Source organism: Sphingobium sp. SG1 (assembly GCF_057063145.1).
Map to the genome: position 1 here is coordinate 412209 of NZ_JBVVOJ010000004.1, position 22340 is coordinate 434548.

At 65.8% G+C, this 22340-nt stretch carries 21 protein-coding genes; 15 read left to right on the forward strand and 6 right to left on the reverse strand.

Annotation, left to right across the window (positions count from 1 at the left end; all coding sequences use genetic code 11):
* Window positions 1–52: 52 nt before the first annotated feature.
* The gene (locus AC0KVN_RS12455) at window positions 53–1405 is read right to left on the reverse strand and encodes an FAD/NAD(P)-binding protein (RefSeq protein WP_483656126.1); all 1353 of its coding nucleotides are present in this window, start codon (window positions 1403–1405) and stop codon (window positions 53–55) included.
* Between the two features lie 208 nt (window positions 1406–1613).
* Here AC0KVN_RS12455 and adh point away from each other — a divergent pair, with 208 nt between their 5' ends.
* The 7 genes from adh (at window position 1614) to argB (ending at window position 10038) form a co-directional block, all read left to right on the forward strand.
* Complete coding sequence (gene adh, locus AC0KVN_RS12460; RefSeq protein WP_483656137.1) at window positions 1614–3134, forward strand: aldehyde dehydrogenase; 1521 nt, start codon at window positions 1614–1616, stop codon at window positions 3132–3134.
* A gap of 138 nt (window positions 3135–3272) precedes the next feature.
* Window positions 3273–3665, forward strand: coding sequence for a DUF779 domain-containing protein (locus AC0KVN_RS12465; RefSeq protein ID WP_004208356.1), 393 nt, complete (start codon window positions 3273–3275; stop codon window positions 3663–3665).
* Complete coding sequence (locus tag AC0KVN_RS12470; protein ID WP_483656127.1) at window positions 3655–4956, forward strand: DUF3422 family protein; 1302 nt, start codon at window positions 3655–3657, stop codon at window positions 4954–4956. Before AC0KVN_RS12465 ends, AC0KVN_RS12470 begins: the two co-directional genes overlap by 11 nt.
* 42 nt (window positions 4957–4998) lie before the next feature.
* A complete protein-coding gene (locus AC0KVN_RS12475; RefSeq protein ID WP_004208354.1) occupies window positions 4999–6150 on the forward strand; it encodes an FIST N-terminal domain-containing protein in 1152 nt (383 codons plus the stop codon).
* A complete protein-coding gene (locus AC0KVN_RS12480; RefSeq protein WP_483656128.1) occupies window positions 6147–8396 on the forward strand; it encodes a hybrid sensor histidine kinase/response regulator in 2250 nt (749 codons plus the stop codon). The genes AC0KVN_RS12475 and AC0KVN_RS12480 overlap by 4 nt, the downstream gene beginning before the upstream one ends.
* A gap of 66 nt (window positions 8397–8462) precedes the next feature.
* The gene (locus AC0KVN_RS12485) at window positions 8463–9095 is read left to right on the forward strand and encodes a queuosine precursor transporter (RefSeq protein ID WP_010338459.1); all 633 of its coding nucleotides are present in this window, start codon (window positions 8463–8465) and stop codon (window positions 9093–9095) included.
* Between the two features lie 25 nt (window positions 9096–9120).
* The gene (gene argB / locus AC0KVN_RS12490; RefSeq protein ID WP_004208351.1) at window positions 9121–10038 is read left to right on the forward strand and encodes an acetylglutamate kinase; all 918 of its coding nucleotides are present in this window, start codon (window positions 9121–9123) and stop codon (window positions 10036–10038) included.
* Window positions 10039–10046: 8 nt separating this feature from the next.
* Here the strand turns inward: argB and AC0KVN_RS12495 are convergent, their stop codons facing one another.
* Complete coding sequence (locus AC0KVN_RS12495; RefSeq protein ID WP_435568011.1) at window positions 10047–10568, reverse strand: GNAT family N-acetyltransferase; 522 nt, start codon at window positions 10566–10568, stop codon at window positions 10047–10049.
* 160 nt (window positions 10569–10728) lie between these two features.
* Between AC0KVN_RS12495 and AC0KVN_RS12500 the strand changes: the two genes are divergently transcribed.
* From AC0KVN_RS12500 to AC0KVN_RS12520, 5 genes are read left to right on the forward strand one after another with little or no spacing between them, the layout of a single operon-like run.
* Entirely contained in the window at window positions 10729–11022 is a 294-nt protein-coding gene (locus AC0KVN_RS12500) for a YggT family protein (RefSeq protein ID WP_136188038.1), read from the forward strand.
* Window positions 11019–11342: a DUF167 domain-containing protein gene (locus AC0KVN_RS12505; protein ID WP_435568010.1), complete on the forward strand. Its 324-nt coding sequence runs from the start codon at window positions 11019–11021 to the stop codon at window positions 11340–11342. Before AC0KVN_RS12500 ends, AC0KVN_RS12505 begins: the two co-directional genes overlap by 4 nt.
* Window positions 11339–12232 (forward strand): bifunctional methylenetetrahydrofolate dehydrogenase/methenyltetrahydrofolate cyclohydrolase FolD, encoded by an 894-nt coding sequence (gene folD / locus AC0KVN_RS12510; RefSeq protein WP_159367044.1) that lies wholly within the window; start codon window positions 11339–11341, stop codon window positions 12230–12232. Before AC0KVN_RS12505 ends, folD begins: the two co-directional genes overlap by 4 nt.
* A complete protein-coding gene (locus AC0KVN_RS12515) occupies window positions 12229–12876 on the forward strand; it encodes a Cif family virulence factor (protein ID WP_483656129.1) in 648 nt (215 codons plus the stop codon). The genes folD and AC0KVN_RS12515 overlap by 4 nt, the downstream gene beginning before the upstream one ends.
* On the forward strand, window positions 12873–13490 hold the full coding sequence (locus AC0KVN_RS12520) for a MarC family protein (protein ID WP_004208345.1): 618 nt from the start codon (window positions 12873–12875) through the stop codon (window positions 13488–13490). Before AC0KVN_RS12515 ends, AC0KVN_RS12520 begins: the two co-directional genes overlap by 4 nt.
* A gap of 157 nt (window positions 13491–13647) precedes the next feature.
* On the opposite strand, the gene AC0KVN_RS12525 is transcribed toward AC0KVN_RS12520, so the two are convergent.
* The 4 genes from AC0KVN_RS12525 to pedF all read right to left on the reverse strand — a co-directional run bounded on the left by AC0KVN_RS12525 (window position 13648) and on the right by pedF (window position 17576).
* Window positions 13648–14415: a response regulator gene (locus AC0KVN_RS12525; RefSeq protein ID WP_037509058.1), complete on the reverse strand. Its 768-nt coding sequence runs from the start codon at window positions 14413–14415 to the stop codon at window positions 13648–13650.
* A 13-nt stretch (window positions 14416–14428) separates the two neighbouring features.
* Complete coding sequence (locus tag AC0KVN_RS12530) at window positions 14429–16183, reverse strand: methanol/ethanol family PQQ-dependent dehydrogenase (RefSeq protein WP_483656130.1); 1755 nt, start codon at window positions 16181–16183, stop codon at window positions 14429–14431.
* Window positions 16184–16278: 95 nt separating this feature from the next.
* Window positions 16279–17142 carry a substrate-binding periplasmic protein gene (locus tag AC0KVN_RS12535; RefSeq protein ID WP_435568007.1) on the reverse strand — a complete coding sequence of 288 codons (864 nt, stop codon included), beginning with the start codon at window positions 17140–17142 and terminating at the stop codon, window positions 16279–16281.
* A gap of 5 nt (window positions 17143–17147) precedes the next feature.
* Entirely contained in the window at window positions 17148–17576 is a 429-nt protein-coding gene (pedF, locus tag AC0KVN_RS12540; protein WP_004208341.1) for a cytochrome c-550 PedF, read from the reverse strand.
* A gap of 167 nt (window positions 17577–17743) precedes the next feature.
* Between pedF and AC0KVN_RS12545 the strand changes: the two genes are divergently transcribed.
* From AC0KVN_RS12545 to AC0KVN_RS12555, 3 genes are all read left to right on the forward strand, one after another.
* Window positions 17744–18706 (forward strand): PQQ-dependent catabolism-associated beta-propeller protein, encoded by a 963-nt coding sequence (locus tag AC0KVN_RS12545; RefSeq protein ID WP_435568006.1) that lies wholly within the window; start codon window positions 17744–17746, stop codon window positions 18704–18706.
* Between the two features lie 120 nt (window positions 18707–18826).
* A complete protein-coding gene (locus tag AC0KVN_RS12550; RefSeq protein WP_435568005.1) occupies window positions 18827–20206 on the forward strand; it encodes a porin in 1380 nt (459 codons plus the stop codon).
* 104 nt (window positions 20207–20310) lie between these two features.
* On the forward strand, window positions 20311–22338 hold the full coding sequence (locus AC0KVN_RS12555; RefSeq protein WP_435568004.1) for a TonB-dependent receptor: 2028 nt from the start codon (window positions 20311–20313) through the stop codon (window positions 22336–22338).
* Window positions 22339–22340 lie beyond the last annotated feature (2 nt).

Genomic DNA, 22340 nt, shown 5'->3' on the forward strand with positions numbered 1-22340 from the left:
TAAACCAAAAACTTAGAGCAACCGATCTGACGCAGTCGGATCGGAATTTGCTCTAAAGCCCTTCCGCCTCCACCCATTGCGCGCCGGTCAACGCGCGCGCCATGTCCCAGCTGTGGCGGCGGATATCGGGCACGGCGACGATTTCCCAGTGGGCGCCGCGCGTCATCGGCCCGACGACCAGCAGCCGCTTCTGCGCGCTGCCGTCGTGCGCGATGGCATGGCCCTGCCGGTTGGTGTCGATGCCGATCGCCAGCGCATCCGGCCGGATCGCGCCGCGATCCGCCAGCCGGCGCAGCAGCACATCTTCGGCCCGGCCCAGGTCGGCCAGCGGCCCGGTGCAATTGACCACCCGTGCCACCCGGATCTCCTGCACCTGTTCGCCGCCGCGCGGTCGCCATTGCACGATCAATCCCTGGTCGACGTCCTGCGCGCCGATGATTCGGCCCGCCGCGATCCGCAGCCGCCCGCTCGCCTGCATCGCGGCGATCCGTTCGGCCACCTGCGGCGCGATGCGGTGGCGATGCACGTCCCAATAGGGCCGGGCATGGCGCAGGAAGCGCGCCCGTTCGACCGGGGATGCCGCCCGCCATATATCCTGGGTGAAGGGGCGCAGTTCATCGACCGCGCGGTACCAGCCGACCGCATCGGCGCGCTGGCGGATGGTACGGACCAGCCCGGCGCAATGGGCGGCCGGCCGCTCGCGCAGGGCAGGGAAGGGCGCGGCCGGCGCATGGCTGTGCGGCACCAGCCCGCGTCGCGACAGCGCCAGGATCGATCCGCGAAAGCCCGCGCTGTCCAGCGTCTGCGCGCAATCCACCGCGGTCAGGCCCGTGCCCAGCAGCAATATCTTGTCGCTCGGCGTCAGCCCCTCGGCAATGTCCGCGCCCCAGGGTTCGGACACATAGAGCGGAGCCGCCTTGTCCCGGAATGGCGGCAGGTCATGCGGCGGCAGATTGCCCGGCGCCAGCGCCACCGCGTCGGCCGCCAGCATCTTGCCCGACGGCAGTTCGACGACACAGCCATCGCCGGTCATGCGGATGTCGACCGCCGCGTCATCGATCACGTCCAGCCGGTCGCCCGCCTCGGCGCGGGTCTTGTCCAGCAGAGCGGAAAGATAGCGGCCATAGGTCGCCCGCGTCGCGAAGCTGGCGTCCGATCCGCCGCTCGTCTCCGCCAGCCAATGCGCGAAATGGCCCGGCTGGTCAGGAAAGGCGCTCATGTTGCCGGCGCGGACGTTGAGGATATGGTCGGGCAGGGCGCTGCCGAACGCGACGCCCTTGCCCAGCCGTTCGGGTCGCCGCTCGACCAATGTCACCCGCATCGTCCCGTAGCGCAGCAGGTTGATCGCCAGCAGCGTGCCGCTGAACCCGCCACCGACGATGACCAGGTGGGAAACTTGGAACATGGGGGAAATCTCTCCGGGCAGGGAAGGGGCCTGCCAGATAGAGCAGCCCGTCGGGTCGCTGTCGAGGTGCTGGCACAGGTCGCGCCTCATGCCCGCCTCGTCCCGCAGACGGGGCGATCCGACCGAAGGTCCAATTGCACCAGCGGCCTGCTTTGCCATCTTCTGAAGGCTGAAAGACGATCACAAAATCGACCCAGGAGACAAGATGATGCTGCAACAGGCGCTGGATAAATTCGCCGGCCAGACCCTGATCCGCGACCGCTACGACAATTATATCGGCGGGCAGTGGACGGCACCGGCCAAGGGCCAGTATTTCGACAATATCTCGCCGGTCACCGGCCAGGTCGTGTGCCAGGTCGCGCGCGGCACGGCGGAGGATATCGAGGTCGCGCTCGACGCCGCCCATGCCGCCAAGGACGCCTGGGGCAAGATGTCGTCGACCGCGCGGTCCAACATCCTGCTCAAGATGGCCGATCGCATGGAGGCCAATCTCGACCTCATCGCGCTCGCCGAGACGATCGACAATGGCAAGCCGATCCGCGAGACCACCCACGCCGACATTCCCCTCGCCATCGATCATTTCCGCTATTTCGCCGGCTGCGCCCGCGCCCAGGAAGGATCGATCAGCGAGATCGACCATGACACCATCGCTTATCATTTCCATGAGCCGCTGGGCGTCGTCGGGCAGATCATTCCTTGGAACTTCCCGATCCTGATGGCGGTGTGGAAGCTGGCGCCCGCGCTCGCCGCCGGCAACTGCATCGTGCTCAAGCCCGCCGAGCAGACGCCGATGTCGGTGCTGGTCCTGGCCGAGATCATCGGCGACCTGCTGCCGCCGGGCGTCCTTAACATCGTCAACGGCTTCGGCGTGGAAGCGGGCAAGCCGCTGGCGTCGAACAAGCGGATCAGCAAGATCGCCTTCACCGGCGAGACCACGACCGGCCGCCTGATCATGCAATATGCGTCGGAAAACCTGATCCCCGTCACGCTGGAACTGGGCGGCAAGTCGCCCAACATCTTCTTCGAGGATGTGATGGATGCGGACGATGATTATTTCGACAAATGCCTCGAAGGCTTCGCCATGTTCGCGCTCAACCAGGGCGAGGTCTGCACCTGTCCCAGCCGCGCGCTGATCCAGGAATCGATCTACGAAAAGTTCATCGAACGGGCGATCGCGCGGGTAAAGGCGATCAAGCAGGGCAGCCCGCTCGATCCCTCGACGATGATCGGCGCCCAGGCGTCGAACGACCAGCTCGAAAAGATCCTCTCCTACATCGCGATCGGCAAGGAAGAGGGCGCACAAGTGCTGACCGGCGGCGATCGCGCCACCCATGACGGCGAACTGGCCGATGGCTTCTATGTGACGCCCACCGTGCTCAAGGGCCATAACAGGATGCGCCTCTTCCAGGAGGAGATTTTCGGCCCGGTGCTGGCCGTCACCACCTTCAAGGACGAAGCGGAGGCGCTCGCCATCGCCAATGACACGCTCTACGGCCTGGGCGCGGGCGTGTGGACCCGCGACGGCGCCCGTGCCTATCGCATGGGCCGGGGCATCCAGGCCGGTCGCGTCTGGACCAACTGCTACCATGCCTATCCGGCCCATGCGGCCTTTGGCGGCTACAAGCAGTCGGGCATCGGCCGCGAAAATCACAAGATGATGCTGGACCATTATCAGCAGACCAAGAATCTGCTGGTCAGCTACAGCCCCAAGGCGCTGGGCTTCTTCTGACGGATCCACAGCGGAGCGCCCCTTCTCTCTCCTTTCTTGGCGCTCCGCACCTTTGGCGGGCATCCTCCCCCGGATGCCCGCCGGCTTTGCTTCTGCCAGTTTTGCCTTTGGCGGTTTTGGTTCTGAAGGATCGGATCGATGGCCGATTGTCCTGCCCGCATTCTCGCCACGCCCGCGGCCGACGCGCTGATCGCGCGCCTGACCGACCAGCATGGCCCGCTGATGTTCCACCAGTCTGGCGGCTGCTGCGACGGTTCGGCGCCGATGTGCTTCCCGCGCGGCGAGTTCCGGGTCGGCCCGCAGGATGTGCTGCTGGGCCATGTCGCGGGCGATGTGCCGGTGTGGATCGGCGCGGCCCAGTTCGAATATTGGCGCCATACCCAGGTGACGATCGACGTGGTGCCGGGGCGGGGCGCCGGCATGTCGCTCGAAAGCCCGGAGGGGCAGCGCTTCATCGTCCGCTCGCGCGTCTTCACCGATGCGGAGGCGGATCTGCTGGAAGCCGCTGGAGAGCCGGCGCGTGGTGGCTGAGCGCCGCTTCACCGAACATGCGCTACGCCCGCAGGTGGTGGGCGAGATGCAGTTGCGCCGCGAGCCCGCGCTGACGGTCCCGGCACGGATGATCCAGCTTGTCCGCCTGCTCGATGCGGACGCGCGCACGGCAGAGCTTGCGGCCTTGCCCGCCATGCCGGGCGATCTGCGTCCAGGGCATGACAGCCGCCATCGCGAGACCCGGCTGGGCGCCGACATCCATCTTCACTGGGAACAGCATAGCGAGGCCAGCACGGTCACCCTGGTGCGCGGCGGCAGCGATCCGGTCGGCTGGGATTTTCCCGACGCGGTCGACGCGCGTGCCGCGATCGCCTGGGCCGAATTTCTGCCGGGTGCGGTGATCCGCGCCGTGCGGCTGGCGATCGTCGCGGATGAAGGCGCCGCCGCGGAACTGGTGGCCAGCGCCGGTTTCCCGGCGGGCCAGCTCGTCACCTGCCATGTCGGCGGCGGCGCGCGCATCTGGACCGATTTCCGTATCCATGATGATGGCTATGGCCGGATGGTGGTGGCCGCCAACGGCCTGCTGCCCGGCGATCTTGCCCGCTGCGTCCAGCGGCTGCAGGAACTGGGCAATTATCGCAATCTGGCGCTGCTTGGCCTGCCGCCCGCGCGCACGGCCTGGACCGATCTCGACTGGCTGGAACAGGCGCTGGAGCAGGTCGGCCGGGCGCTGGCCGCCGGCGAGGTGCGCGACGATGTGCTGCTGGGCCGACTGATCCAGTTGTCCGCCGACATATTGTCGATCGACAGCGGCTGCGCCTATCGGATGAGCGCGACCGCCGCCTATGGCCGGATCGTCGCCAGTCGCCTCGCTGAACTGGATGTCGTGCCGATCGCCGGTCATCGCTCGCTCGCCGACTTCACCGAAAGGCGGCTCTGGCCTGCCGTGCGCACCTGCGCGGCGCTGACCGACCGGCTGGCGCTGCTCAACGGCCGCGCGGCGCAGTTCACCGCCCTGCTGCGCACCCGGATCGAAACCCATATCGAGAACCAGAATGGCCGCCTGCTCGCCTCGATGGACCGCAGCGCGCGGATGCAGCTCCAGCTTCAGCAACTGGTCGAAGGGCTGTCGACGGTTGCCGTCAGCTATTATGCGCTGGGCCTGCTCTCCTATCCGCTCAAGGCCGTGGAAAAGCACTGGCCGCGCCTGTCCGCGACGCTGCTGCTGGGGCTTGCCATGCCATTCGTCGCATTGCTGGTCTTCCACCTGATTCACGGCGCCAAAAGCCGGCTTGTTTCGCGTGACAGGCCAGCGGAACCCGCTACATGATAATGCCCCAAAGCATAAGAAAATGGGCGATGGGGAGAGACAATGGCGACAGGCGCAGGGGTAAGGGCAGGGATAGGATTTGCGTCCTCCCATGCCGACGATCCGTTCGAGGCGATGGCGGATCTGGTGGATCAACTCGGTACGGAGCCGCTGGCCGGCGCCGTGATCTTCTGCTCCCAGCATTATGACCGGGACAGCCTGGCGCGGGCGATCAACCTGCATAGCGAATGCACCACCGTGATCGGCTGCACCAGCTCGGGCGAACTGACCGATGCGGGCTATGATCATGACAGCCTGACCGTGATCGGCTTTCCCGCCGCCGATTTCTGCATGACCTCCCATTGCTTCGACGACATCGACAATTTCGATCCGGTCGCCGCGCGCGAAATCGTGCGGGCGCTGGCGGCGCAGGCGGAACGGGACAGCCGCCGGCTGGGCGGGCTGGTCAACCATGTCGCGCTGTTCCTGGTCGACGGCCTCTCGCACCGGGAGGAATTGCTGACCATGACGATCCAGGATGCGCTGGGCGACATTCCGCTGATCGGCGGATCGTCCGGCGACGATCTCGCCTTCCGCCAGACCGCGATCTTCGATGGCGGCCGCTTTCATGCCCGCGCCGCCGTGGTGGCGATCCTCTCCTCGACCCGGCCGATGCACGTCTTCAAGGCGCAGCATTATCAGCCCGGCGCGGCCAAGATGGTGATTACCGGGGCGATCCCGCACGAACGCATCGTGACCGAAATCAATGCAGAGCCGGCCGCGGCCGAATATCTGCGCCTGGCCGGCCATGCCGGCGAGGAATTGGGGATGGAATTTTTCGCGGCGCATCCGCCGATGGTCCGGGCCGGCGGCGAATATCATGTCCGCTCGATTCAGAGCGCCAATGCGGACGGCAGCCTGACCTTCTATTGCGCGATCGACGAGGGGATCGTCCTCAACATCGGCGAGCCGGTGGATCGGATCGCCGGCATGCGCCAGCTCTTCTCCGACCTGCACGCCCGCGTGGGCGAGGTGGACCGGATCATCGCCTTCGACTGCGTGCTCAACCGCATCGATGCCGAACAGCGCCAGATTTCGCGCGATGTTTCCGCCCTTTATGCCGGCAACCGGGTCATCGGCTTCAACACCTATGGCGAGCAATATCATGCGTTGCACGTCAACCAGACCTTCAGCGGATTGGCGATCGGCCGATGAGCGAGCTGCGCACCGCCCTTGAAACCGACGCGGAGCTGGATGCCCTGCGCGAGGAGGTGCGCAAGCTGCGCAAGATCAACGGCGCGCTGATGGACCGGGTGGAACGTTCGACCGACATGTCGGCCAACGCCTTTTCCATGTTCGAAACCGCCATCTCGCTCGAAGCCAAGGTGCGCGACCGGACGCTCCAGCTGGAGGATGCGCTGGGCCGCCTCGCCAAGGCCAATGCCGATCTGGCCGAGGCCCATGCCGATGCGGACGCGGCGCAGGTGCGCCTGCGCGATGCGATCGAATCGATCAACGAAGGCTTCGTGCTGTTCGATGCCGAAGACCGGCTGATCCTCTATAATGAAGCCTATCTCGGCTTCTGGCCACAGGTCGCCGAGCGGCTGGACCAGAATCTGACCTTCCACGACATCGCCCGCATCGCCGCCCATAGCCAGGGGCCGGCCGGGGCACAGGTCGCGCCCGATCGCTGGGTGTCGGATCGCCTGGCCAAGCATGGCATTGCCGATGGTGGCCAGGTGCAGCGGCTGGCCGATGGTCGCTGGATACAGATCAACGAACTGCGCACCAGCGAAGGCGGCATCGTCGGCATCTATACCGACATTACCGAGGCGAAGGCGGAAGATGCCCGCGCCCGTGCCCGCGAACTGGCCGAACGCAATGTCGTGCTGCAATCCACGCTCGACAATCTGTCGGAGGGCGTCTGCGTGTTCGACGGCAGTGGGCAACTGGCCGCCTGGAACGACGCGCTGCGCCGGTTGCTCGCTTTGCCGGAAAATTTCGCCGGCGCGCTTGGCAGCCATGCCGAATTGCAGCGCTGGTGCCGCGAAACGCTGGCGATGGACGATCAGGGCTGTCTCGACTGGCGCGGCGGCGGCGCGGACCAGCACGCGATGGTCTGCCTCTGCACCGCCGGGGAACGGCATTTCGAATTGCGCAGCAACGCCATGGCCGATGGCGGCCAGGTGTTCGGCTTCACCGACGTCACCGACATGCTGCGCGCCCAGGCCAGCCTTCAGGAAACGGCCGAGACGCTGGAACGGCGCGTGTCGGAACGCACCGGCGAACTGGTCGACCTCAACCGCAAGCTGGAAGGGGAAGTGGCCGAGCGCCGCGCGATCGAGGCGGCGCTGATCGATGCCAAGATCGTCGCCGAAAAGGCGAACCTTTCCAAGACCCGCTTCCTCGCCGCCGCCAGCCATGACCTGCTCCAGCCGCTTAATGCCGCGCGGCTGTTCGTCGCGGCGCTGGGCGACCGGCGGCTGGCACTGCCGACCCGCGCACTGGTCAACCAGACCTCGACCGCGCTCGACTCGGTCGAGGATCTGCTGGAGGCGCTGCTGGAAATCTCGCGCCTGGATGCCGGTGCTATCCAGCCGGAAATCGGCCCGTTCCGCATCGACCGGCTGCTCCAGACGCTGAATGTCGAATTCGCCCCCATGGCCCGATCGGCTGGCCTTGCCTTCCGGATCGAGGCGCAGCCGCTCTGGGTCGAGACCGACCTGCGCCTGCTGCGCCGCATCCTTCAGAATTTCATCTCCAACGCCATCCGCTACACGCCGCGCGGCACGGTCTCGGTCGCCTGCATCCAGCATGATGACCGGGTGGAAATCAGCGTGACCGACAGTGGCCCCGGCATCGCGCCCGAGCAACAGGCGCTGATCTTCGAGGAATTTCGCCGGCTCGACACCCGCAGCCAGGGCAAGGGGCTGGGCCTCGCCATCGTCAAGCGGGCCAGCGACATGCTCGGCCATCCCATCAGCCTGCGTTCGCAGCCGGGGCAGGGGGCGACCTTCGCCATCGCCCTGCCCATCGGGCAGCCCCAGCGCGAGGAGGATGGCGATACCGGCCAGCCGACCCGCGACCGGTCGATGCGCGATCTGTCGGTGCTGGTGGTCGACAATGAAAAGCAGATCCAGTCGGGCATGCGCACCCTGCTCACCGGCTGGGGATGCAGCGTCGTCACCGCCGACGGCTATGACCAGGCGGCCGCGCTGTTCGCCGATGGCCGCCGGCCCGACATCATCCTGGTCGACTATCATCTAAAGGACGGGGAAACCGGCGACACGGTCATCACCCGCCTGCACGATCATTTCGGCGTCCGCATCCCCGCCGTCATGATCTCGGCCGATCGCGGCGAACCGCTCAAGACCCAGCTCGCCGCCGCCAACATCCCCCTGCTCAACAAGCCGGTAAAGCCCGCCCAGCTGCGCGCGCTGCTGCGCACCATGCTGGCCTGAAAGGGGACGGGGCAGAGCGTGCCGCGCCATCTTCCCCCGCAGGCCGAATCCCGGTAAGGGCTGGCGATGACTTCATCGCCCGCGCCGCTGACCCGCTCTCTCTTCGTCTTTTCCATCCTCTATGGCGGCATGGTCTGCATGGCCGGCGTGCTGGGGGTGAAACAGGTCGCCTTGGGGCCGCTCGCTGTGGAGGCCGGCATCTTCGCCTTCCTGCTGCTGGTCATCATTTCCAGCGCCGTGTCGGAACTGCACGGCCAGAAGACCGCGACCGCGCTGGTGCGCCTGGGCTTCGTGCCGCTGCTGGTGTCGGCCGCGCTGATCCATATTGTCATCGCCCTGCCGCATGATCCGGGCATGTATCCGCCTGCCGTCGATGCCTTCCCGATCGTCGTGGGACAGGGATCGCGGATGATGCTGGCGGGCCTCATTTCCTATGGCACGTCGCAGACGCTCAACGTCTTCATCTTTTCGCGACTGGCCGGGGGAGAGGGGCGTCTGGTCTGGCTGCGCGGTATGGTGGCCAGCGTCGTGTCGCAGATCGTCGATACCCTGCTGTTCATCACGATCTCCTTCTATGGCGAGCGGCCGATCATGGACCTGATGGTCGGGCAGATGATTACCAAGGTGCTGCTGTCGATCATCCTGGTGCCGCCTCTCATCTCTGCGGCCGTCGCATTGGGCCGTCGCCTCGATCGATAACTTGCCGTAGCGCGCATATGGGCTTATGCGCGCGCGCATGACCAGCAACTACGCCCCCGATCCCGCGCTCCTCGCGAAGGCCGAAACCCTTGTCGAGGCGCTGCCCTATATGCAGCGCTATGCGGGCAAGACCTTCGTCGTGAAATATGGCGGCCACGCCATGGGCGATCCGGAGGCGGCACGCGACTTCGCCGAGGACGTCGTCCTGATGAAGGCGGTCGGCATCAATGTCGTCGTCGTCCATGGCGGCGGGCCGCAGATTGGTGCGATGCTCAAGAAGCTGGGCGTCGAATCGCAGTTCGTGAACGGCCTGCGCGTCACCGACAAGGAAACCGCCCAGATCGCCGAAATGGTGCTGGCCGGCTCCATCAACAAGGAAATCGTCGGCTGGATCAGCGGCGCGGGCGGCCGGGCCGTAGGCATCTCCGGCAAGGATGGCGGCCTCGTCCTGTGCGAGAAGGTCGGCCACAGCCGCGCGCCCGATCCCAATTCGGGCATCGAGCGCCATGTCGACCTGGGCTTTGTCGGCGATCCGGTCTCGGTCGATCGTCGCATCCTCGACACGCTGACCCAGGACGGCATCATTCCGGTGGTCGCACCCGTGGGCATCGGCGCCGACGGCCATACCTATAATGTCAATGCCGACACCATGGCCGGGGCGATCGCCGCCGAGCTGCAGGCGTCGCGCTTCTTCCTGCTGACCGACGTGCCGGGCGTGCTCAACAAGGACAAGGAATTGCTGACCGATCTCGATCCGGCGGCGATCCATGCGTTGCAGGTCGACGGCACCATCACCGGCGGCATGATCCCGAAGCTGGAAACCTGCGTCAAGGCGGTCGAGAGCGGCGTCGATGCCGCCGTCATCCTGGATGGCCGGGTGCCGCACGCCATGCTGCTGGAAATCTTCACCGATCGCGGTGCGGGCACGCTGATCCGCAAATAAGCCCCGATTTATCGGATCAGGATCGCCGGATCAGCCCAGTAGATGCGCTTTTCCGGCAGGGTCCGGCCGTCCGGGCCGGGCTTGTCCCAATCCTCGACCTCGACCCCGCCGCGCGAGGCATAGAAGCCGCGCGCGGCCAAATTGTCGCTGTAGCACCACAGGAACAGGCCGGTCCGCGGCCAGCCCTCGATCGCCCATTCCGCCCCGCGCGCCAGCAATGCGGTGCCAAGGCCGGTGCCGCGCGCGGCGGGCAGGGCGTGGAGATTGTCGACCAGCGTGCCCCAGCGATCATCGGCCCCGCCGATGATACAGGTGAAGCCCATCGGCTGCCCGTCCCGTTCGGCGATGATGATGCGCTGGCCCGGCGCCGAATGTTCGAGCCGCTGCGTCCATGTGGCCAGCCGCTCGGCCTCGATCCCGCCCGCCAGATAGGCCGGGTCCATGATATGGGCATAGGCGATGCGCCAGCTTTCCACATGCATGGCGGCAATCAGCGGGGCGTCGGCGGGGGAAGCGTCACGAAAATCCATGGCTCCGCTATAGCGCGACGGGCTGGTCCTGCTACCCCTTCCTGCTGAGCAGGCTTTTGCAGAACTATGGCGTCCTTTGGTGGAATAAGGGACTGTCTCGACTTGTGGCCGGCCCCATGCCTCGGCTAGAGCGAGCGCCAACCGCTCTTTCGGAGACCGCATGGCCTACGCCCTCTATCAGACCATCGTCATCCTGCTCGACGTGCTGTGGTGGATCATCATCATCCAGGCCGTCATGAGCTGGCTGATCGCCTTCAACGTCGTCAACATGGGCAGCGATTTCGTGCGCACCGTGATGGTCGCGCTCGATCGGATGACGGCGCCCATCTATAATCCGATCCGCCGGATCATGCCGGATCTCGGCGCGCTCGACCTGACGCCGATGGTCGTCCTGCTGGGCATTCTCATCATCCGTCAGGCGATCCTGCCGCCGCTCTTCTCCAGCCTGATGTGACCGGCTGGCGCCGGGACGGGGATGACCTCATTCTGGCGGTCCGCCTGACGCCCGGCGCCACGCGCGAGGAGGTCGGCGGGCGCTGGACCGACGAACATGATGCGCACTGGCTGTCCGCCCGCGTGCGCGCCGTGCCGGAAAAGGGAAAGGCCAATGCGGCGCTGATCGCGCTGCTGGCCAAGCGGCTGGATTGGCCCAGGGGCGCGATTTTGCTGGAATCGGGTGATACCAACCGGCTAAAGCGATTGCGGATACAGGGCGGGGCGCAGGCGTTGGACCGGCTGACCGCCATCATCGAGACATGGATAGACGCGACATGACGATCGGCAAGATTATCGACGGCAAGGCTTTTGCGGCCGGACTGCGGGACAAGGTGGCCGATGGCGTCGCCGCCTTCGTGGAACAGACGGGCCGCAAGCCGGGCCTGGCCGTGGTGCTGGTGGGGGAAGATCCCGCGAGCAGCGTCTATGTCCGCAACAAGGGCAAGATGACCCTGGCCGCCGGCATGGAAAGCTTCGAGTTCAAGCGCCCCGACAGCATCGGCGAGGATGATCTGCTCGACCTGATCGAGGAACTGAACCATGACGACCGCGTCGACGGCATCCTGGTCCAGTTGCCGCTGCCCAGGCATATCGATGAAGCGGCGGTGATCGCTGCGATCGACCCGGCCAAGGATGTCGATGGCTTCCATGTCGTCAATACGGGGCGTCTGGCCACCGGACAGGATGCGCTGGTGCCCTGCACGCCGCTGGGCTGCATCATGCTGCTGAAGGATGAGCTGGGCGACCTGTCGGGCATGGAGGCGGTCGTGGTCGGTCGTTCCAACATCGTCGGCAAGCCGATGGCGGCGTTGCTGCTGGCCGAAAATTGCACCGTCACCATCGCCCATAGCCGCACCCGCGACATTGCCAGCATCGTCCACCGTGCCGACATCGTGGTCGCTGCCGTCGGCCGCGCCGAAATGGTGAAGGGTGAATGGATCAAGCCGGGCGCGACGGTGATCGACGTCGGCATCAACCGCGTGGTCGATACCGAAGATGGCAAGGGCCGGATCGTCGGCGATGTCGCCACGGCCGAAGCGCTGTCGCATGTCCGCGCCATCACCCCGGTCCCCGGCGGCGTCGGCCCGATGACGATCGCGGTGCTGCTGCGCAACACGCTGGTCGCCGCCCACGCGCGCGCGGGCCTCGCCAAGCCGGAGGGGCTGTGACGGGGCGCGGCGCGCTCCTCGCCCTCAGCCTGGTGATGCTGGTCGCGGCCAAGCCGCCGATGCGTTACCAGCCCGATCCCAGCTCGGTGATCGCGGCCGAAATCGCCTTCAACCGGCTCGCCCAGCAAAAGGGGCAATGGACCGCCTTTCGCGAGACGGCGGCGGACGATGCGGTGATGTTCGTGCCGCAGCGGGTGGTGGCGAAGGACTGGCTGAAGAAGCAGGCGGACCCGCCGGCCTCGGTCAGTTGGTCGCCCTCGATCGTCTATGTCTCCTGCGACGGCCTGCTCGCCGCCAGCACCGGCAACTGGAAACGGCCGGACGGATCGGTCGGCTATTTCACCACCCTGTGGCGGCGCGACAAGAAGGGCCGCTGGCAGTGGATCCTCGATCATGGCGATCGTCTGGCGACCGAACGGGAGGCGCCGGAATTTCTGACCGGCAAGGTTGCGACCTGCAAGCGCGGCGCGCGGCCCGAAGGTCCACCCCTGGCAAAGGGGGAGGCGCCGCCGGTGCCGAAGGATGACAGCCTGATCTGGTCTGCCGATGTCGCGACCGACGGCAGCCGCCGGGTCACCGTCCGCATGTGGAACGGGACCGGCTATGATGTGGTGATCGACGACAAGGTGGGGGCGCCGTCATGATGGAATTGTTCATATCCGCTTTCGTCACCCTGTTCGTGGTGATCGATCCGCCGGGCTGCGCGCCCATCTATGCCAGCCTGACCAGCGGGGCGAGCATCGCCCAGCGCCGGTCGATGGCGATCCGCGCGGTCGGCATCGCCGCCGCCATCCTGCTGGTGTTCGCCCTGTGGGGCAAACAGCTGCTGGGCGTGCTCGGCATCGAACTGGACAGTTTCCGCATTGCCGGCGGCATCATGCTGTTCATGATCGCGATGGACATGGTGTTCGAAAAGCGCACCCAGCGGCGCGAGGATCGGGCGCAGAAGATCGCCGAGACGCCCGAAGTGGAGGATGTCTCGGTCTTTCCGATGGCGATGCCGATGATCGCCGGGCCGGGTTCGATCGCGACCGTCATGCTGCTGATGTCGCGTGCCGATGGCATGGTCGACCGGCTGGTCGTGCTGGTCGCGGTGGCGGTGACTTTGGTGCTGATGCTGGGCGCCTTGCTGGCGGCCGGGCCGTTGATGGCGATCCTGGGCACCAAGATCGAGGCGGTGATTACCCGCCTGCTTGGCGTGCTGCTCGCCGCGCTCGCGGCGCAGTTCGTGATCGACGGGCTGAAGGCCAGCTTCTGACCCGTCCCTGCCTGTCCTACAGCCCCTGTTCCATGCTAGTCGGGAACAGGGGACGATAGGGATGGGGAGCGCAACATGATTTCCAACATCGGCATCAAAATGTCGAAATGTGCGGGAAATATGCGAAGTTAAGAGCGGGATTTCCTATTTTCCGCGGTCAGTTGTCGCCGTCGAAATGGACCCGGTTGGCCAGGATCACCGCCTGGGTCCGGCTGAAGACGTTGAGCTTCTGCAGGATCGCGGACACATGCGCCTTCACCGTGGTCATCGATACGCTCAGGTCATGGGCGATCTGCTTGTTCAGCCGGCCATGGACCAGATGAGTCAGCACGATCCGCTGCTGCGGCGTCAGGCTGCCGATCCGGGTCAGGATGTCGGCTTCCTCGGCGCTTTCCTGCGGCGCCTCGTCGATCGCGTCGGGCATGTAGATTTCGCCTGACACCACCCGGTGCAGCGCATCGACGATGGCGCTGCGCTTCATCGACTTGGGGATGAAGCCGGCCGCGCCGGCGCCCAGCGCCTCGCGCACGATTCCCCGGTCGAACGCGCCCGACACCATCACCACCGGCAGGATCGGATGGCGACTGCGCAGCAGTTTCAGGCCATCGAGCCGCTTCACGTCGGGAATATTGAGGTCGAGCAGCACCAAGTCGAAATTCGACTGTTTTTCCAGCGTCGCCAGCGCTTCCTCCAGGCTGGCCGCCTCGAAAATCTCGCAGCCGTCGAAGCTGACCGCGATCACGCTGCGCAGCCCGTCGCGCACCAACGGGTGGTCGTCGACGATCAGCACCCTTTCCATCATCGCATCACTGTCTTCGACCTGCATGTCCGCCCCCTGGCCATGATGATGGATCATAGGCGGGGGCGCGGCAAATTGCCCGCGATTTCCGCCGTGCATATGCTGTCCGCGCCCCATGACGATCATCGTCCTCGCCTCCTTATTTGGCCAGCTTGAACACCCAGAGCGAACCGCCCTGATTGATGTCCTTGAAGGACTTGGCCACTTCGCCGCCCCACAGCGGCACCGCGCCGCCCCAGCCGGACATGACGGCGACATATTGTTCGCCATCCTGTTCCCAGGTGACCGGCGATCCGACCACGCCCGACCCGGTCTGGAACTTCCACAATTCCTTGCCGGTCTTGGCGTCGAAGGCCTTCAGATAGCCTTCGGGCGTGCCGGTGAAGACCAGGTTGCCGGCGGTCGATAACACGCCGCCCCACAGCGGCGCCTTGTTCTTATATTCCCAGACGATCTTGCCGGTCTTGGGGTCCATCGCCCGCAGCGCGCCGATATGATCCTCGGCGATCGGCTTGATGGTGAAGCCCGCGCCCAGATAGGCGGCGCCCTTCTTGTAGGCGATCGGCTCGTTCCAGATGTCCATGCCCCAGTCGTTGGACGGGATGTAGAACAGGCCAGTGTCCTTGCTATAGGCCATCGGCATCCAGTTCTTTCCCCCTAAGAAACTGGGCGAGGAGAAGACGGTGCTGCCCTTTTCGGTGGCGCTCGGCGCGCCGGGGCGACCGGCCGGGATCACGATCGGCTTGCCATTCTTGTCATAGCCGCTGGCCCAGGTGGTCTGCATCACGAAGCGGTTGGCGCTGACGAATTTGCCGTTGGTCCGGTCGAGCACGAAGAAATAGCCGTTGCGGTCCGCCTTGGCGCCCAGCTTCATCGGCTTGCCATTGATCGTCGCGTCGAACGGGATGAACTCGTTGACCCCGTCGAAATCCCAGCCGTCATGCGGGGTGGTCTGGTAATGCCATTTGATCACGCCGGTTTCGGGATCGATCGCCAGCGTGGACGCGGTGTAGAGATTGTCGCCGGGCCGCAAATGGCTGTTCCAGGGGGCCGGGTTGCCGGTGCCGAAATAGAGAAGATTGGTTTCCGGATCATAGGTGCCACCCAGCCAGGTCGCGCCGCCGCCGGTCTTGTAGAGATCGCCCTGCCAGGTGGCGTTGAGCTTGCCGGTGATGCCATTATCCTTGCCGCGCAAGGTGCCCATGTTGCCTTCGATCACCGGGCGGTGCCAGATCAGCTCGCCGGTATCCACGTCGCGGGCCTCGACCGCGCCGACGATGCCGAACTCGCCCCCCGAATTGCCGGTGATGACCATGCCCTTCACGATCAGCGGCGCGGCGGTCGCGCTGTAGCCGGCCTTGTAATCGGCGATCTGCTTGTTCCACACCACCTTGCCGGTATGGCGGTTGAGCGCCACCAGCCGCGCATCGAGCGTGGCGAAGATGATCTTGTCGCCATGGATCGCCGCACCGCGATTGACGACGTCGCAGCAGGGCATGATGTCGTCGGGCAGGCGGGCATTATATTCCCATTTCTCCTCGCCGGTGCGGGAGTCGAAGGCATAGAGCCGCGAATAGGAACCGGTGACATAGATGGTGCCATCATAGACCAGAGGCTGGGCCTCCTGGCCGCGCTGCTTCTCGCCGCCCAGCGACGAGGCGAAGGCGGGCACCAGCTTGCTGACGGTGTCGGTGTTGATCTGGTTGAGCGTGCTGAAACGCTGCGCCTGCGGTCCCATGCCATAGGTCAGCACGTCGCCGGTCGATGCGGCATCGTTCATCAGGTCGGCATCGGTCGGCCCGCCTGCCGCATCGGCCGCGAGCAGTGGCGCGGCCCCGGCCACCAGCGCGATCGCGGCGGCCCCCAGGAACGAACGCGTGAAACGTCCCATCATAGTCATCCTCCCTTGTTTTCCGGCGTGATCAACGCCGTCGATGCAGCACCTTATGGGGCACGGCGGCCGTGCCAATTGGACCTTGGGTCGCCCGTTCAGCCCGCCGCGACGGCCGGCGCATAGGCGACGCCATGGCGTTCGAAGATCGCCTTGAGCGCACCCGATTGCGTCATGTCGGCCAGGATGGTCTCGACCGCATCGCCCAGGTTCCGGCTATTCTCCTTCACCGCCATGCCGATGTCCCATCCGGCCGAGGTGAAGGCGGGCAGGGGGCTGGTGCGGCGGACGATGTTGGTGGCGCCGCTGTCGTGTAGCACTGCCTCGATCTGCGCCCGGCTGGCGAGCGCGCCATCGGCCCGGCCATCGGTCAGCGCGGTGACGGCTTCTGTCCCGCCGGGGAAATGGACGACATCCCTGGCCAATATGCCGCCGAATGTGCCGATCAGATAGAAATCGGGAATGGAGTCGATCTCGACCGCCAGCCGCTTGCCGCGATATTGGGTCGGCGGCGCGTTGACGTCGATCTCGCCCTTCACGCCTGCAAACTGGAAGCTTTCGCGATAATAAGGCGCGATGATCGCGACCTGATCGTTGCGTGCGGCGAAAGTCCGGTCGAACGGCACATGCAGCATGATGTCGGCCGGCTGGAAGCCCAGAAGGCCGCCCTTCCACACCCCATTGCGCAGGTCGTCGTCGGCGCTTTCGTCCGCGACCAGTTCGGCAATGTCGGCGCGCACGCCCAGCCCCTTGGCCAGCGCCTGGGCCAGGTCGACGTCGATCCCGGTCAGCTTGCCGTCCTTGCGCCAGGACCAGGGGCGGTTGTCCTTATAGACTGCGACCCGAAGGACACCCAATTCCCTGACCTTGCCGAGCGGCGCGGCCTTTGCGGCCTGCCCACCCGACACATAGACCGCCAGCGCGGCGGCCGCCGCGCTGCTCAAGAAGGCGCGGCGATCCATCGCGGTCACTCCTGATGCTTGGTTTCGAGCCAGGCGCGGATCGCCCATCCGGCCTTCTGTCCCAGCACGTCACCGAAGGGCGGCATATAGACCTTGCCGTCATGGCTGGAACCATGCTGGTAACGCTGGATGAACCATTCGTCGCCGCTGTCGCCGACTTCCAGATAGCGCAGGTCCGGCGCGATGCCGCCGCTTTCCGCGTCCAGCCCGTGGCAGCGTGCGCAATTCTGACCATAGGCGGATTCGCCGATCTTGGCCGCCGTGGCATTGCCGCGATAAGGATTGTGTTGAACCCAGTCGGCGCCGATTTCCGGCAGGGCCGATGTGTCGACCGCCTGCGGCGTGACATTGCCATGCGCCATCAGTGCCGATGTGATCGATGCGCCCGCCAGGCAGGCCGCGCCGAACAATGCGATCCGTCCGTAATTCCTCATCCCAAACCCTCGTCTGTGCCGCGTGCCTGTGCTGGCCGCATGTCGTCCCTGTCGCTGACGACTGTAGGGGAGGGCGGGATCGGGCCCCATTGGCCATTGGTACAATCCCGCCGTGACGGACCGGGGGCTAATCCGCTATCAGGCCAAAAGGACGAGAGGATGCGGGTATGATGAAGGGCGTGATTGCGGGGCTTGCGCTGGCGGCGGCGATCCCGTCCGTCCGGGCCGAGACGCTCTATGTCTCCAACGAACGCGGCAACAGCATCAGCGTCATCGATGCCGCCACGATGCAGACGGTCGCGACCTGGCCGGTGGGCAGACGGCCGCGCGGCATCACCGTGACGAAGGACGGCAAATATATCCTGCTCTGCGCCAGCAACGACCATGCGGTGCAGATGATCGACCGCGCGACCGGCAAGGTCGTCGCCGACCTGCCATCGGGGCAGGATCCCGAGCAATTCTTCCTGTCGCGCGATGGCCGGACCCTGTTCGTCGCCAATGAGGATAATGCCGCGCTGACCGCGATCGACCTCGACAGCCGCAAGGTCGCCTTCCAGGTCGATGTCGGCAAGGAGCCCGAGGGCGTGGCGCAAAGCCCGGACGGCAGATGGGTGGTGGTGACGTCGGAGGATGACGGCGTCGTCAACTGGATCGACCTGACGAGCAAGACGATGGTCGATGCGACCGAGACGGATCAGCGCCCCCGCCATGTGGAATTTACCGCCGATGGCAAGGAGCTGTGGATCGCGGCGGAGATGGGCGGCACGGTGCAGATTGCCGATCCGGCCACGCGCAAGATTGTCGAGACGCTGCATTTTGCTATTCCCGGCGTGCAGGATTATCAGCTATTGCCCTGCGGCATCCGTTTCACGCCGGACGGCAAGACGGCGGTCGTGGCGCTCGGCCGTGCCAATCATGTCGCGCTGGTCGATGTCGCCACCCGCAAGGTCCGCGCCTATGTGCCGGTCGGCAAGCGGGTCTGGCATGTGGCAGTCAGCCCGGACGGCGTGCGCGCTTTTGCCGCCAATGGCCTTTCGGACAATGTTTCGGTGATCGATCTGGCCGCCGGCAAGGTCGTCGGCACGGTGGCGGTCGGCGCCGGGCCGTGGGGCATCGCCGTCGCGCCCTGACCAAAAGTATAGCGAGGTGCGCGCGGCGAGGACGAGAACCAAAGTCCAATTTCGGCCGCCATCGCCGCCGCCCACTCTTCCCGACAGCCGGCACGACCGGCGCACAAGAGGGAGGATGAGATGGCACGGGGAACATTCCTCGGCAGCGCCGCCATGGCGTTGCTGTTCGTCGCAGGGGCAACGCCGGCGAGCGCCGGCACGACGAGCGAACTGCTGAAAAGGCTGCATGAGAAGGGGATCCTCACCGACGAGGAATATGCCCAGCTGGCGAAGGAAGACGTTGCCGCGCCGGCCGCTGCCGCTGCGCCCGCCGCCTCGGACGGCAAGCCCGTGGTCCGCGTCGCCGACAGCGGTGTCGGGTTTGAGGTGGGCGATGTCACGGTCAAGATTTCCGGATCGGTCAACGGTTTCTACACCCATGAAAATGGCCAAGCGGCGGGACCGAATACGGATGTCGTCGGCGGCGTGGTGCCGGTCGGCGGCAATAGTTCGGCGATCCGCAACGGCCTGTTGCCCGGCTATCTGAAGTTCGACGTCACCACCAACCAGGGCGGCTGGGACGTCGGCGCCCATTTCGGCATGTATCCCGGCATCAACAGCGCGGATTATTCGGTCGGCGGCGGCGCCAATGCCGGCGGCCGGCCGGTGGCGCTACAGACCGCCGGCATCGATTTCCGCCAGACCTACATGACCATCGGCCGATCGGGGCTGGGCGAGTTCAAGCTGGGTCGCGACATCGGCCTGTTCGGCTCGGAAGGCATATTGAACGACATCACCTTGCTGTCGGTCGGCTCGAGCGGCGGCAATGTCGCGCCGTCCAACACTTCGCTCGGCCGCATCGGCATCGGCTATATCTATACCGATTTCCAGCCGCAGATCACTTACACCTCGCCCAGCCTGTCGGGCTTCCAGGTCTCGGTCGGCGTGTTCCAGCCGCTCGAATCGCTGACGGGACCGGGCGAAAGCAACAAGTCGCCCGGCTTCCAGGGCAAGATCGTCTATGATGGCAAGTTCGGCGACTTCTCGGCCCGCGCCTGGCTGTCGGGGATCACCCAGCGGCATAATCGCGTCGATGGCATTTCCTATACCGGCAGCGGCTTCGATACCGGCGCCAAGATCGGCTACGGCCCGATCGTCCTCACCGGCTATTATTATAATGGCTCGGGGCTGGGCACGACGGCGCTCAACCTGTTCGACACCGATGCCGCCGGCAACAAGCGCGACAGCGACGGCTTCTATCTTCAGGGGCTGGCGACCTTCGGCAAATTCTCGGTCGGCGGCAGCTATGGCGAGAGCAATCTCCATTATGCCAATGCCGCCGATGCGCTCGCCAACCCGACGCTTATCCGCAAGAACAGCAGTTGGGTCGGGCAGGGCCGTTATGGCCTGACCAACTGGGTGACGCTGATCGGCGAATATATTCACAGCACGTCCAAGGCGCATAATGGCAATGAAGCGGAGGGCGACACGATCGCCGCCGGCGCCATCCTCTTCTTCTGAACGAGAGAAGGGCCATCGGCCCAAAGGCCAATGTTCCGGCAAGGGGCGGCATCCTATCGAAGGGATGCCGCCCCCTCGCATGACGGGACGGCAGGGGAGGATATATGCGCAGAACAAAATGGCTCGCGCTTGGCATGGCAATGGCGCCTTTCGCGGCGCATGCGGAAACACCCGATGGCGCTGCCGAGGCGATGGCCGCCGCGTCGATCGTGGTGACCGGCACGGGCCTCGCCCTGCCGCCTGGGACGCCGGCCTATGGATCCGTGGTGATCGACCGGGACCGGCTTGAGGATGCGGCGTCGGGTCGGATCGAGAGCGTGCTGGCCGATGTCGCGGGCTTCCAGCAGTTCCGCCGCTCTGACAGCCGAGCGTCCAATCCGTCGAACCAGGGCGCCACGCTGCGCGCGCTGGGCGGCAATGCGTCGAGCCGGACGCTGGTGCTGCTCGATGGCGTGCCGGTCGCCGATCCCTTCTTCGGCTATATCCCATTCTCGGCTTTGGTGCCCGACCGGCTGGCACTGGTGCGGGTGACGCGCGGCGGGGGCAGTGGCGCGTTCGGGGCCGGCGCGGTTGCCGGCACGATCGAACTGGCCAGCGCTACCCGCGACCAGATGCCGCACTTCGGCGCCAGCGCCTTCTATGGCAGCAGGGATGCGACCGAGCTGTCCGCCAGCATCGCGCCGGATCTGGGCAGCGGTTACGTGTCGCTGTCCGGTCGCTGGGACCGGGGCGACGGTTTCCAGACCACGCCCCGCGACCAGCGCGTCGCCGCTACCGTGCCCGCCGCCTATGACAGCTGGTCGACCAATTTGCGCGCGGTCGCGCCGATCGACGCCACCTCGGAAATCCAGTTTCGCGGCACCCTGTTCCAGGATAATCGCACGCTGCGCTTTGCCGGCGCCGACAGTGTGAGTCAGGGCCAGGATGCCAGCATCCGCTATATCAGCCGCGGCCGCTGGCAGGTCGATGCGCTCGCCTATCTCCAGGCGCGCAACTTCTCCAATATCGTCATCTCCTCCACCAGCTTCCGCAAGTCGCTCGACCAGCGCAACACGCCCTCGACCGGGATCGGCGGCAAGATCGAGCTGCGCCCGCCGGTGGGCGAGGAGCATGTGCTGCGCATCGGCGTGGATAGCCGCTTTGCCACCGGCGACATGTATGAGGATGCCTATAATGCCGGCGTCGCCAGCAACCCGCTGACATCGCGCCGCCATGCCGGTGGCGACCAGATCACCAGCGGCATCTTTGCCGAGGATGACTGGACGATTGGCAATCTGGTCCTGACCGGCGGCGTGCGCGCCGATCGCTGGTCGATCCGCAACGGCTTCTACAAGGCGGTCAGTGCGGCCGGCCTGGTGACGCAGGACAGCGCCTACGCCAATCGCTCGGACTGGGAATTTTCCGGTCGGGCCGGCGCGCTCTACCATGTCAGCGATGCGGTAGCGCTGCGCGGGGCGGCCTATAGCGGCTTCCGCCTGCCCACGCTCAATGAGCTCTATCGCCCGTTCGTCGTCTTCCCGATCACTACCCAGGCCAATGCGGCCTTGAAGCCCGAGAAGCTGAAAGGTGTGGAGGGCGGCATCGACCTCACCCCGGCATCGGGCGTGCAGCTATCCGCCACGCTCTTCTACAACCGACTCGACGATGCGATCGCCAATGTCACCATCGCCACCAACACCCGCCAGCGCCAGAATGTGAACGCGATCGTGGCCAAGGGCGTGGAACTGACCGCCAGCGCGCAACTGCCGGCCGATTTCTCGCTGCTCGCCTCCTATGCCTATAGCCGCAGCAAGGTCGATGCGCCGGGCATGGCCTTCGATGGCTTCGCGCCGGCGCAGGTGCCGCGTCACTCGGCCAGCGCGATGCTGGCCTGGGCACCCAAGGCCGGGCCCGAGCTGTCGGCGACGCTGCGCTATGTGGGCAAGCAATATGAGGATGACCTGCAGAGCGATGTGCTGCCCGATGCGCTGACCTTGGACGCCATCGCCCGGCTGCCGATCGGCCATGGCATCAGCCTGGTCGCACGCGGGGAAAATCTGTTCGACGAGGATGTCGTCACCCGCAATGCCGGTGGATCGATCGACCTGGGCACCCCCAGGACGCTCTGGATCGGCGTGCGGTTCGGCCAATGAAA